Origin of the sequence: Candidatus Agathobaculum pullicola (genome assembly GCF_052117205.1) — a bacterium.
In the GTDB taxonomy this organism is placed as follows: domain Bacteria; phylum Bacillota; class Clostridia; order Oscillospirales; family Butyricicoccaceae; genus Agathobaculum; species Agathobaculum pullicola.
In genome coordinates, this window is sequence record NZ_JBQKJP010000061.1 from 1 (window position 1) to 12407 (window position 12407).

At 56.7% G+C, this 12407-nt stretch carries 13 protein-coding genes, 2 tRNA genes and 1 pseudogene; 6 read left to right on the forward strand and 10 right to left on the reverse strand.

Annotated features, from left to right (window positions below):
- Positions 1–13: 13 nt before the first annotated feature.
- The 9 genes from ACTQ3V_RS14375 to ACTQ3V_RS14415 all read right to left on the reverse strand — a co-directional run bounded on the left by ACTQ3V_RS14375 (position 14) and on the right by ACTQ3V_RS14415 (position 6935).
- Positions 14–99, reverse strand: a tRNA-Leu gene (locus tag ACTQ3V_RS14375).
- A 24-nt stretch (positions 100–123) separates the two neighbouring features.
- A tRNA-Leu gene (locus tag ACTQ3V_RS14380) sits at positions 124–208 on the reverse strand.
- Positions 209–336: 128 nt separating this feature from the next.
- Positions 337–1290 (reverse strand): XdhC family protein, encoded by a 954-nt coding sequence (locus ACTQ3V_RS14385; protein WP_441468114.1) that lies wholly within the window; start codon positions 1288–1290, stop codon positions 337–339.
- A 12-nt stretch (positions 1291–1302) separates the two neighbouring features.
- Positions 1303–2346 carry a sulfate/molybdate ABC transporter ATP-binding protein gene (locus ACTQ3V_RS14390; RefSeq protein ID WP_441468115.1) on the reverse strand — a complete coding sequence of 348 codons (1044 nt, stop codon included), beginning with the start codon at positions 2344–2346 and terminating at the stop codon, positions 1303–1305.
- On the reverse strand, positions 2343–3011 hold the full coding sequence (gene modB / locus ACTQ3V_RS14395) for a molybdate ABC transporter permease subunit (RefSeq protein ID WP_441468116.1): 669 nt from the start codon (positions 3009–3011) through the stop codon (positions 2343–2345). Before modB ends, ACTQ3V_RS14390 begins: the two co-directional genes overlap by 4 nt.
- Positions 3012–3078: 67 nt before the next feature.
- Positions 3079–3924: a molybdate ABC transporter substrate-binding protein gene (modA, locus tag ACTQ3V_RS14400; protein WP_441468117.1), complete on the reverse strand. Its 846-nt coding sequence runs from the start codon at positions 3922–3924 to the stop codon at positions 3079–3081.
- 81 nt (positions 3925–4005) lie between these two features.
- Positions 4006–4938, reverse strand: coding sequence for a molybdopterin-binding protein (locus ACTQ3V_RS14405; RefSeq protein ID WP_441468118.1), 933 nt, complete (start codon positions 4936–4938; stop codon positions 4006–4008).
- 1 nt (position 4939) lies between these two features.
- Positions 4940–5908, reverse strand: a complete 969-nt coding sequence (gene moaA, locus ACTQ3V_RS14410) for a GTP 3',8-cyclase MoaA (protein ID WP_441468119.1) — start codon at positions 5906–5908, stop codon at positions 4940–4942.
- A 1-nt stretch (position 5909) separates the two neighbouring features.
- On the reverse strand, positions 5910–6935 hold the full coding sequence (locus tag ACTQ3V_RS14415; RefSeq protein ID WP_441468120.1) for a molybdopterin-binding protein: 1026 nt from the start codon (positions 6933–6935) through the stop codon (positions 5910–5912).
- Positions 6936–7180: 245 nt separating this feature from the next.
- Between ACTQ3V_RS14415 and ACTQ3V_RS14420 the strand changes: the two genes are divergently transcribed.
- From ACTQ3V_RS14420 to ACTQ3V_RS14445, 6 genes are all read left to right on the forward strand, one after another.
- Entirely contained in the window at positions 7181–7537 is a 357-nt protein-coding gene (locus ACTQ3V_RS14420; RefSeq protein WP_441468121.1) for a winged helix-turn-helix domain-containing protein, read from the forward strand.
- 5 nt (positions 7538–7542) lie between these two features.
- The gene (yqeB, locus tag ACTQ3V_RS14425) at positions 7543–8385 is read left to right on the forward strand and encodes a selenium-dependent molybdenum cofactor biosynthesis protein YqeB (protein ID WP_441468122.1); all 843 of its coding nucleotides are present in this window, start codon (positions 7543–7545) and stop codon (positions 8383–8385) included.
- A gap of 348 nt (positions 8386–8733) precedes the next feature.
- Positions 8734–9678 carry a DUF6017 domain-containing protein gene (locus ACTQ3V_RS14430; protein ID WP_441468123.1) on the forward strand — a complete coding sequence of 315 codons (945 nt, stop codon included), beginning with the start codon at positions 8734–8736 and terminating at the stop codon, positions 9676–9678.
- Positions 9679–9714: 36 nt separating this feature from the next.
- A complete protein-coding gene (locus tag ACTQ3V_RS14435) occupies positions 9715–10191 on the forward strand; it encodes a PcfB family protein (protein ID WP_441468124.1) in 477 nt (158 codons plus the stop codon).
- Positions 10192–10363: 172 nt separating this feature from the next.
- Complete coding sequence (locus ACTQ3V_RS14440) at positions 10364–10537, forward strand: transposon-encoded TnpW family protein (protein WP_002604472.1); 174 nt, start codon at positions 10364–10366, stop codon at positions 10535–10537.
- A gap of 77 nt (positions 10538–10614) precedes the next feature.
- The gene (locus ACTQ3V_RS14445; protein ID WP_441468125.1) at positions 10615–12288 is read left to right on the forward strand and encodes a DUF4368 domain-containing protein; all 1674 of its coding nucleotides are present in this window, start codon (positions 10615–10617) and stop codon (positions 12286–12288) included.
- 7 nt (positions 12289–12295) lie between these two features.
- On the opposite strand, the pseudogene ACTQ3V_RS14450 reads toward ACTQ3V_RS14445, so the two are convergent.
- Positions 12296–12407 (reverse strand): annotated as a pseudogene (locus ACTQ3V_RS14450) (recombinase family protein); the annotation flags it as partial.

Sequence of the window (12407 nt, forward strand, 5' to 3'; positions counted from 1 at the left end):
TCAGTACTTTTCTTGGTGCGGATGGGGGGACTTGAACCCCCACGTCCTTGCGAACACTAGCACCTGAAGCTAGCGCGTCTGCCATTCCGCCACATCCGCATATTTAATTTTCTCGCTTGAAGGTGGTGCGAGTGACGGGACTTGAACCCGTACGTCGATTGACACACGCCCCTCAAACGTGCCTGTCTACCAGTTCCAGCACACTCGCATTCGCTTTCGTATCGAGTCGCCTCACTGTCAGCGACAACTAGTATTATATCGAAAAGAGGTGCTATTGTCAACATATTTTCTCAAAAAAATCAAAAATTTTCGGAGCCGTTTTGCGGCCCCGAAAATTCAGCGTGCGGTACGCCAAGCAATCAGCTGTGCTGCAATTGAGACAGCGATCTCCGCAGGAGTCTGTGCGCCGATCTCTAAGCCGATGGGCGTGACAATCCGCTGCTGCGCTTCGGAGGAAAACCCTTCCTGTGTTAGTGTGTGGAACAGCGTTTCCCGTTTGCGGCGGCTTCCCATCAGGCCGATGTAGCTGGCAGGGGTGGACAGCGCATAGCGCACGGCGTCTGCATCACCCTGATGGCCGCGTGTCATGATGCAGAAGGCATCTGCTTCAGTGGGACACAGCGCGCCGACAAGCGACGCGGCGAGTTCGGTCAGGGGAACGGTCAGTGTATGCTCGGCGTGCGGGAAACGCGCTGGGCAGCAGAAGTCCGCACGGTCGTCAATGACAACGTGCCGGAAGTCCAGCCGGTGCAGCAGTGTACACAGCTCATGAGATACATGGCCACCGCCAATGACGAACACTCGCCCTGCGTCGGCAAGAGGCACGCACAGCGCATCTTTCCCATGCAGCGATAAAACAGACGGACGCACAGGCAGCGCGCCATCCTGCGCGATATGAGGCGCAGAGCCGTCCAGTGGCAGGCACAGACAGACAGGCGTTCTGTCGTGCAAGGCAGTGAGCGCTTCGCGCAGCGGCGCAGTGTCGTGCAGCGGGGTGAACAGCACCTCGGTCGAGCCGCCGCATACCATGCCCAGACTGCCCGCCTTGCGGTTGTCCAGTTCAAAGTGTTCCAGATGGCCGCAGGCGGGCTGTGCGGCCGCCAGTTCCAGACAGCGGTGCTCAAGCAGTCCTCCGCCAATGGTGCCGCACAGCAGTCCTTGCGTGCCTGCCAGCAGAATGGCGCCTTCCTTGCGCGGCGTCGAGCCGGTCGCGCGGGCGACCGAAACCAGCAGGACAGGGCGGTCCGCCTCGATTTCTTGCAGGGCAGTGATCAGCAGTTGCTCAAACATGGGTTATCCTCCTTATCGAGTCAGCAGCAGTACGTTTTCCGGCGCGATGCCCAGCACATCGGGCAGCACGGCGGGTTTGCGGTCTTTGGGCATGCGCCACCATAGGGGCGGCGTGCTTTCGTCTTGCCCCGCGTAGCGGAATAGTAAAATCCATTCAAACGGTTCTTCCAGTTCTCCTACCCACTGTACGCTTGCACGGTTGGCGGCGGCGCGGGCGTGGAAATAGTGCGCGCGCAGGCCGATGGCGCATAAATCGTCCGGCACGGGATGCGCGGCGGTAAAGCGCAGGCCCCATGCGGGCGCTTCCGCCGTCCGCTCGTCGACTTTGCAGGCGCGGGTGATGTTTTTGCAGCCGGTCAGGCGTGCGGCGGCCTCGCTGCGCGGGTCGGCAAAGACTTCTTTGGTCGCGCCGCCGCGCACGATGCGGCCATCCTCCATTACGCACAGTTGACCGCATAGGTGATAGGCTTCGTCTCGGCTGTGCGTGACCAGAACGGCCTGCCGTCCGTAGGAACGCAGTAAGGACAGAAACTGCGGCTGTAATTGGTCGCGCAAATGGCTGTCGAGCGCGGAAAATGGCTCGTCGAGCAGCAGCAGGCGAGGCTCATTTACCAGCATGCGTGCAAGCGCTACGCGCTGTGCCTGTCCGCCGGAGAGCTGCGCCGGGCGCAGCTTTTCCAGTCCTCCCAGCTGCATCATTTCGATGATGCTCCGCAGGCGGGGGTGGCGCGCGGCAGCGTCGCGCTCACGGTGGAGGCCGGTCAGGATATTTCGTTCGACCGTCAGGTGGGGAAACAGCGCGTATTGCTGGAACAGATAGCCCACGCGCCGCTGCTGCGGCTTGAGATTGACGCCGCGTGCGGAGTCGAACAATGTTTCGCCATCCAGCACGATGCAGCCGCTGTCTGGGGTTTCCACGCCTGCGATACATTTCAGCGTCATGCTCTTGCCGCAGCCGGACGCGCCCAACAGGCCGGTGACCGCGTCCTCCGCGTCAAAGGCGGTTTCCAGTACGAAATCGCCCAGCTTTTTGCGGATGTCCACATGTAGACTCATGCGCGGTGCCCCTCTTTCTGTCGACGCTCCAGCAGATTGACGGTCAGCAGCACCGCCGCCGAGATGGCAAGGTTGACCAGCACCCACAGAAAGGCGTGTGCGTCATCGCCCGTGCGCCAGAGCTGGTAGACTGTAGTCGAGATGGTTGCGGTTTTGCCGGGCGTGTAGCCAATCAGCATACTGGTCGCACCGTACTCGCCCAGCGCGCGCGCAAAGGCGAGCACCACGCCCGCGATGATGCCCTGGCGGCAGGCGGGCATACGGATGCGCCAGAAAATGTAGGTGTTTGACAGACCGAGCGTCTGTCCAGCCTGTGCAAGCGTCTGGTCGAAGGCCTCGAACGCGCCGCGCGCGGTGCGGTAGAGCAGGGGGAAGGCGACGACTGCCGCCGCGATCACACCGCCGTACCACGTCATGACGAATTTCAGACCGACTTGCTGGAGTGCGATGCCGAGCGGACGGCGAGAACCGAACAACAGCAGCAGAAAATAACCTACGACCGTGGGCGGCAGCACGAGCGGCAGCGTGAGCACCACGTCCAGCGCGCCTTTCAGTAGACGCGGCAGGCGCACCGCGTAATAGGCTGCGGCAATGCCAGTAAAGAATACAATGATGCTACTCAGCACCGCGATGCGCAAGGAATTGAAGAGCGGATGCCAGTCCACGGGATACATTCACTCCTTTGGCAAACGGGGCAGGACACACGCCCCGCCCCGTCTGTGTTGTTTGAAGTCAGGAAACCGGGGAAAATCCCACGGATGCAAATACAGCCATCGCCTCGTCAGTGGACAGATAGTCGAGGAACGCCTGTGCCGCCTCCGGGTGCGCCGAAGTCTTGAGCACCGCGGCCGGATAGATGACCTGTCCGCACATGTCGGCGGTCGCCTCATCCACAACGGTCAGACCAGCACTGAAGGCATCGGTCGCATAGATGATGCCTGCGTCTACGCTGCCCTCGCGCACCTGCGTGGTGACTTCCTTGACGTTGGTGCCGTAGGTGATGCAGCCCGCGTTTGCCAGCGCCGCTTCGTCCAGCCCGTAGTGCGTCAGAATCTTCTGGGTGTACTGTCCGACCGGCACGTCGCTGTTGCCCATAGCCAGCAGAATATCGCCTGTCTGCAGGTGCTCGGCGAGCGAATCAAAGCTGTCGATGCCCTTGGGGTTGCCTTCGGGCACGGCGAGTGTGACCTTGTTTTCCAGCAGGTCGAGACGGCTGTCCGACTGCACGAAGTCCAGCCCCTCGGTGTTGACCGAGGCATCGGCTGTCGCGTCCAGCTGGTCCATCTGCTTCTGCGCTGCTGAGATGAACACGTCGCAGTCCGCGCCCTCCTGAATCTGGGTCTTGAGCGTTCCGGAGGAATCAAAGTTGAAGGTCAGCGTGACGTCCGGCGCGACGGCCTTGTAGTCCTCTGCGATTTGTTCAAGCGTTTCGGTCAGGCTTGCTGCCGCGAATACAGTGAGCTCGGTCGGCTCACCGCTGTCTGTGTTTGCCGAAGCGTCCGTTCCCCCGCCCGTCGAGCAGGCGGTTAGGCCGGCCGCTATACACGCGGCAAGCAGCCCTGCAAGTAGTTTTTTCATGGTGGTTTTCTCCTTTGTCCCGTCTTTCAGGGACGATTTTATTTTCAACCCGCCGGTTTTACGGCGCGATCGAATCGAAAGTCAGCGGGCGCAGTCCATCCGCTGACCGCGCAGCAGTGCGTGCGCATGCGGAAGCTGGTCCAGAAAAACATCCATGCACTCCATGCAGGCTTTGGGGCTGCCGGGTAGGTTGATGATAAGCGTCCGGCCGCGGATGACCGAAACCGCGCGTGTGAGCATCGCGCGCGGAGTGATGCGCAGACTGGCCGCGCGCATTGCCTCCGCGATACCGGGCGCGAGCCGCTCGGCAGCGTCAAGCGTTGCTTCTGGCGTCAGGTCGCGCGGGGAGAAGCCTGTGCCGCCCGTGGTCAGAATCAGGTCGGGCTGGCGCTGGTCGGCCAGCCGGATGAGGGATTTGGTTAGCCCTTCGCGTCCGTCGGGCAGGACAAGCTGCTCGATTACCGTGTAGCCTGCCTCTTGCAGCCGCCGCGCGACGGCGGGGCCGCTTTCGTCCTGTCGCTCGCCTGCGGCGCAGCGGTCGGACAGGGTAATGACCGCCGCCTGTAAGGGCAGCGGCGTTTCACGCGGCTGGACGGTCATTTCGTCGCCGACTGCAATGCGCCCTCCCTCAAGCACGCGGGCGAAAATACCCTCGCGCGGCATGATGCAGTCGCCCATCTTGTGAAAAATCGCACAGTGGTGGTGGCAGGCCTTGCCGATTTGTGTGACTTCAAGCAGCACGTCGCCGCAGCGCAGCAGCGTGCCGACCGGCAACGTGCGGAAGTCAATGCCCTCGACCACGAGATTTTCTCCAAACGCGCCGGGGGCGACGCTCGCACCACGCGCGTTGAATGCGGCGATCTCGTCCGCAGAAAGCAGACTGACCTGCCGATGCCAGTCGCCCGCATGCGCGTCGCCGTCCAGACCGTGGTTTGCCACAAATAGCGCCGCGCCGCAGTTCTCTTTTTGTACGCCGCGCACCGCACTGGTGCATACGGCGAGTACTTTTCCCATATTATCCTCCGATTTGGTTCATGGATTTGTGTTCTGTGATGTTTTCCCGCTGCTGGAAGCAGTGCGCGGCAGGTTTTTGTAAAATCGCCGCGCGGATCGCGCTTTGCAGCGTAGTATTGTCTGCGCCGTCGCGCAGCAGAGGGCGAAGCTCCACGCCCTGCTCGTAGCACAGACAGGGTTTGAGTAATCCGGTGCTGGTCAGCCGTAGGCGGTTGCAGCGGTCGCAGAAGCCGTGGCTGACCGCGTCAATTAGCCCAATGCAGCCCTGCATACCCTGCGCGCGAAAATACCGCGCCGGCCCATTGCCGCGCGGCTCGATTACCGGCTTTAGCTGCGGCCAGTGCACGCGCAGTCGGTCGAGCGCGACATCAGCGATTGTCGTTTGGCCGGTTTGCGCCGTTCCCAGCGGCATCCGCTCAATAAACCGCACGTCCACCGGCAGCGTCTGTGCCAGTTCAGCCAGCGGGATAAGCTGGTCGGCGGTTTCGGGCAGCAGCACGGCATTGATCTTGGTTGGCAGGCGCGCGGCGCACAGACGCACGGCGTGCAGCACTTCGTCGGCGGTGTGCGTGCGGCGGGTCAGACGCTGGTACTGCACGTTGTCCAGCGTGTCCAGACTGATGTTGACCCCGTCCAGTCCTGCCGCGCGCAGTTCGTCCAGCAGGGGCGGCAGCAGCAGGCCGTTCGTAGTCAGTGTGACCTGACGGACGCCGGGCAGTGCTTTGAGCGCATGGATAAAACCCGTGCAGCCGCGCCGCACCAGCGGTTCGCCGCCCGTCACCTTAAAGCGGTCGATGCCGAGCGAAACCGCTGCCTCAGCAACGCGCAGCAGTTCCTCATAGCGCAATAAATCATCGTGCGCGGTGAGCGGTACGCCTTCATCCGGCATGCAGTAGCGGCAGCGCAGATTGCAGCGGTCGGTGATGGACAGGCGCAGATAGCGGATTTTACGTCCGAATGAATCCAGCATATTATACGCCCTTGCCGAAGCCACAGTTGGGGAAATGGCAAACTTCGCAATTTAGGCAAAGTCCGCCATGGCCGAGTCCCGCCAGCCAGTCCGCCGTGACTGGGACGTCGGCCAGCAGTCGCGGCAGCACGAGGTCGAAAATGGTACGCTTTGCGTACATGACGCAGCCGGGCAGGCCACAGACCGGCCGTCCATCCGGCAGATAGGACAGGAGGAACATTGCGCCGGGCAGCACGGGTGCGCCGTAGCTGACAATCCGTGCGCCTGCCTTGCGAATGGCAAGCGGGGTGCGGTCGTCCGGGTCGACACTCATGCCGCCGGTGCAAAAAATCATCTGCACACCGTCGTTCGCCATTTGCGTGATAGCGGCGGTGATGTCGGCCGCATCGTCGCCGCAGACCGCATGCGCGGTCATTTCGCAGCCGTAGTCGGCAAGTTTTTTCTCGAGAACGGGCGTGAACGCATCTTCGATCAGTCCGTTTGCGACCTCGCTGCCCGTGGTCACTACGCCGAACGCCCGCGGACGGAAGGGAACGAGTTGCAGAAGCGGCGTATCGCCCGCCGTGCGTTGTGCAGTTTCCATCTTTTCCTTTTCGATGATAAGGGGGATAACGCGTGTGCCGCAGAGTTTGTCGCCCTTTTTGACCGGGAAACCGCCTGCGCGCGTGGCAATCATCATTTCGCCCAGCGCGTTGACCGCGCGCAGACGCTCCACATCGACCAGCAGCAAGCCGTCCTCGTCCGCAATCAGCTCGATTTTTCCCTCTTTGGGGGCGGTCGCGTGCATGTGCGCACCCTGACACAGCGCGCGCAGAATTTCCGCCGCATCGTTTTCGTGCAGCATGCTTTCGCTATTTTCCCAGATGTAGATATGCTCCTTGCCGACACTCAGCAGCACCGGAATGTCCTCCGGCCGGATGATGTGTCCCTTGCGGAACACCGCGTCCTTGGTTACGCCCGGGATAATCTGGGTAATATCATGGCACAGGACTTGCCCGACGGCGTCCTGTGTGCGCATCAGTTTCATGATAAGCCTCCAACAGTAAAATGCGGATTGCAGATGCAATCCTTGCTATGGTAAAATTGTATCACATTTGAGCGTTGGCAAGCAACCGCTAACCGATGGGTCGGTGCGGTCAATGTTGCCAAAGTTTTTCGTTATATTTATAAAAGTTTAACGAGAATATGTAAATTGTATCTAATTTCGATGGATTAAAGCGTGTTTTGTCTGAAAATAATATATGGTTTTGTGTGGATAAGGGAGGGATGCAGATGGAGCGGTCGCTGAAAGTGCGTGCAAGTCTGCGCATTGTGCGGGAAAATAAGCTGTTCGGCCCGGGGGTGGCGCAGTTGCTGGAAGGAGTCGAAGAACTCGGCTCGCTGCGGCAAAGCGCGGCGCGCATGGAGATGAGTTACAACAAGGCGTGGAGCATAGTACACGGCTGTGAGGAGGAACTGGGTTTTGCACTGCTTGAGCGGCGTATTGGAGGCGCGGGCGGCGGCGGCGCGGTGCTGACCGAACGGGGAAAAACGCTGCTTGTGCGCTATCGGGCGTTTTCGAACAAAGCGCATGAATTGCTTGACCGGATGGCGGTAGATTACTTTTCGGATATTTTGAAGGAAAGGTGATAAATATGCAGGAACAACAGCCTTGGGTATTGGTAAGAGGAGCGGGTGACCTTGCCACCGGCGTCATTGTGCGGCTGCACCGCTGCGGCTTTCGCGTGGCGGTGACCGAATGTGCAAACCCTTCCGCCATCCGGCGGCGCGCGGCGCTGTGTGAAGCGGTCTGGCAGGGACAGGCAACGGTCGAGGGCGTGACCTGTTGCCGTGTGGCGGACACAGACGAAGCCGCGCGCGTATCGCAGGCAGGCGAAGTGCCTCTGCTGGTGGACGAGCAGGCGGCGTGTGTGTCTGCATTGCGCCCGGCAGCGGTCGTAGACGCTATCCTCGCCAAGTGTAATCTGGGGACAAACCGAGACATGGCGCCCATCACAGTCGGCCTTGGGCCGGGTTTTACCGCGGGCGAGGATGTGGATGCAGTGATAGAAACCATGCGCGGGCATCATCTGGGGCGCGTGATTTTGCGGGGCGGGGCGATTCCTAATACGGGAGTACCGGGCGCTATTGCGGGCTATGCCGCCGAGCGGGTCATCCACGCGCCCGCATCGGGTGAAATGACGCTTGTGCAGGACGAAAACAGGCAAACCATCGACATCGGCACGCTGGTTCGCAAGGGACAAGAAATTGCGCGTGTCGGCGGTGTGTCGGTGCTCGCCACGATAGACGGCGTGCTGCGCGGTCTGATTCGCGCGGGTTATCCGGTGACTGAAGGGCTGAAAATTGCGGACATCGACCCGCGGCCGGAGCAGGTGGCTTATTGCGATACGGTGTCTGATAAAGCGCGCGCCATTGGCGGCGGTGTGGTCGAGGCGCTGCTGCGGCTCGCGCGGGAAAAGGGCATTCGGCTGCTGTAAAACAAAAGAACGGGCTGTTAAGCGCGGTGAGATAAGAAAACAAGCAAAAAGCCTTAAATCATCGCGTTTATGGACAGCGGGCAAACAGGTTACAACTGAATAACCGAGCAAAAGGGACGTTATCAGACCGATAGCGTCCCTTTCTGCATATTGGCATACCGCAGCTTGAAAAGAGTTGCGGTTTTTTTATGCCCGAAACAGGCGGTAACGTGGAACGTTAGGCGCGAAAAAGCCCTTGTAACACAAGGCTTTTCAGACGCGAAAACGGCAAAGGCATACTGCAATACTAAAACCGCCGAAAACGGCTTTCTAATGTTCCACACAGACCGAGAAAGGAAGTGATAAAAAATGGCAGTTTTCCGAGTTGAGAGGAATACGGGATATACCGTTATGAGCAACCACCACTTGCGCAATAAGGAACTCACCTTAAAGGCAAAAGGCTTGCTTTCGCAAATGCTGTCCCTACCCGAAGATTGGGATTATACCCTTGCGGGCTTATCTCACATCAACCGGGAGAAGATCGACGCAATCCGCGAAGCGGTCAAAGAACTTGAAAAAGCCGGATATATCGTCCGCAGCCGGGAACGCGACGAGAAAGGACGTTTGCGCGGTGCGGATTATGTCATATACGAGCAGCCGCAGCCCAAAGAGCCGGAAGCAGCTACCAGCAGCGGACAGCCGCCTACATCGGATTTACCTACATTGGAAAATCCAACATTGGAAAATCCAACGTTGGAAAAACCTACGCAGGAAAAACCTACGTTGGAAAATCCAACGCAATTAAATAAAGATATATCAAGTAAAGAACAATCAATTACTGATCTATCAAGTACCCATTCCATTCCTTTCCATTCCCTAAATCCCTTGCCTTACGAGCAGGACGAAGCGGCTACGCCGCCGGAAAGGAAAAGAACGGAAGCAAAAACAAACAGCGCAATAGAGATTTATCGGGAAATCATCAAAGACAACATCGACTATGACATTCTCATTCAAGACCCCAAAATGGATAAAGACCGTTTGGACGAGATTGTAGAAATCATGCTGGAAACCGTCTGCACAGCCCGAAAGACAATCCGTATCGCCGGGGACGACTACCCCGCCGAACTTGTCAAATCAAAGTTTATGAAGCTGAACAGCAGCCACGTTGAGTTTGTTTTGGACTGCATGAGGGAGAACACAACCAAAATCCGCAACATCAAGCAGTATCTAAAAGCGGTGCTGTTCAACGCACCGAGTACCATTGACAGCTACTATACCGCCCTTGTCAATCACGACTTTTACGGCAGCAAATGAGCATAGCCGCAGTTTACCGGGAAAGGAGTTGATACCTTGCAGGAGGAAGTAACCCAAAAAACGATTGCCCTATCCGTCAACGTGGGAAAAGGCGCGGCAAGGCTTACCGAACAGGCTTTGCAGAAAGCAATCCAAAAGTTTTTGGAGCAGCGCAAAAGCCATACCCCGCATGGGAAACAGACCATGCGGCAGCTTATGAAGCAAAATGCGGGTGTTTCCAACATCGAGATCACCGACAGCAATATCAAAGCCTTTGAAAGTACCGCGAAGAAATACAACATAGATTTTTCGCTGAAAAAGGTTAAGGGCGAACAGACCCGTTATCTTGTGTTTTTCAAAGGCAGGGACGCGGACGTTATGACCGCAGCCTTTAAGGAGTTTTCCGCAAAGAAGCTGACACAGGAGAAAAAGCCCTCTATCCGCAAGCTGCTTTCCTCTCTGAAAGAAAAGGCGGCGGGCTTGAACGCGCAGCGGGACAAGGTAAAGAACAAGGACAGGGAGGTATCGCTATGAAGCAGGAAGTCAAAAAGCTGCTTACTCCCGCGTTGAACACCCTCAAAGTATTGCGCGGCGCACCCATAAGCATGGGCCGGGGTGAAACTCCCGTGAGGTTGCAGCTAACAACCGCCCGTTTTTGCCTTTTGACGAATATAGTTTATCCATACAGGAAAAGGAGGTTTTTCTAATGGATAAAAAACAGACAATTACAACCGAACGCAAAATAGGGAAAATCACCTATCTTGTTCAAGCGTTGCCGAGTGAAAAGGCAACCGATACAATCCATAAAAAGATTGAGAAACTCATTGTAAAGGATTTGCAGAAAAAGCCCGGAAATCCGGGATTTTTAGCGTCCGAGTAGTGCATTAGGCGGCGGGATATGGTATAATGATAGCAACACATTATACCTGTTTATTCGGCTGTCGGAAAGGAGGACTAATGTTACAGTCGAATAAAATCACCGCCCTTTACTGCCGTTTAAGTCAAGAGGATATGCAAGCCGGAGAAAGCGGAAGCATACAGCACCAAAAAATGATACTTCAACGCTATGCGGACGAACACCATTTTTTGAACACAAAGTTTTTTGTGGACGACGGATTTTCCGGCGTGAGTTTTGAGCGCGAGGGGCTGCAAGCGATGTTGCAGGAAGTGGAAGCCGGACGAGTGGCGACGGTCATTACCAAAGACCTTTCCCGTCTTGGCAGAAACTATCTGAAAACGGGCGAACTCATAGAGATTGTATTTCCCGAAAACGGAGTACGCTATATCGCGATCAACGACGGAGTTGACACAGCGCGGGAGGATAACGAGTTTACCCCCTTGCGGAACTGGTTTAACGAGTTTTACGCCCGCGACACAAGCAAGAAAATCCGCGCAGTTAAACAGGCACAGGCGCAAAAAGGCGAGCGCGTCAACGGGGAATATCCATACGGCTATATCCCAGACCCGAACAACCGCCACCACCTTATACCCGACCCGGAAACCGCGCCGATTGTCAAACAGGTTTTCGCTATGTTTGTTAGCGGCGTGCGTATGTGCGAAATCCAAAAATGGCTTGCGGAAAACAAAGTCTTGACGATTGGAGCGTTGCGCTATCAGCGTACAGGACAGGCGCGGTATCAGCGGGCAATGATCGCCCCCTATACTTGGCCGGACAAAACGCTCTATGACATATTAGCAAGGCAGGAATATTTAGGGCATACCATAACCGCGAAAACTCACAAGGTATCCTACAAGTCGAAAAAGACCCGGAAGAACGAAGAAGAACAACGCTATTTCTTCCCAAACACCCATGAGCCGCTTGTTGACGAGGAAACCTTTGAACTTGCGCAAAAGCGGATTGCTACCCGCCACCGCCCGACAAAAGCAGCGGAGATTGATATTTTTTCCGGCTTGCTGTTTTGCGCTGGTTGCAGACATAAGATGTATTACCAACAGGGCGTAAATATCGAGCCGCGCAAGTTTTCCTATTCTTGCGGCGCATGGCGCAACAGGGCAAGGACAGGCAGCGAGTGTACCTCTCATTATATCCGCAAAAACGTACTTCTTGATTTAGTGCTGGAAGATATGCGGCGGGTTTTGCGGTATGTTAAGGAACACGAACAGGACTTTATCTGTAAAGCTACCGAGTACGGCGACATGGAAGCGAGAAAGGCATTAGCGCAGCAGCAAAAGGAACTTTGCAAAGCACAGGCGCGTATGACCGAACTTGACACGCTTTTCCGCAAGCTGTATGAGGACAACGCATTAGGCAGACTGACAGATGAACGGTTTGTGTTTCTAACTTCCGGCTATGAGGACGAAAAGAAATCCCTTGCCGCAAGGATAGACGAGTTACAACAGCAGATCGCAACCGTTACCGAGCGAAAAAGGGATATATCAAGGTTTATTCAGATTGTCGGGAAATACAGCGACATACAGGAATTGACCTATGAAAACGTCCATGAGTTTATCGACCGTATTTTGATACATGAATTAGACCGGGAAACCAACACCCGGAAAATCGAAATCCATTATAGCTTTGTCGGACAGGTTGATACCGAGCAGGAGCCGACGCAAGTTGTCAACCATGACCGCCGCAACATGGTAGATGTAAAAAGTATCGCTATCTAACCCCAGCAAAGTTCGCGCCGGAAAAACCGTCGTCGGTGTACCAGCGCAGATTGGTAAAGCCGTTCTGTTTTGCGTAGGTTTCGAGTATCCTTTTTTGGTTCGATATGGAATTACTCTCG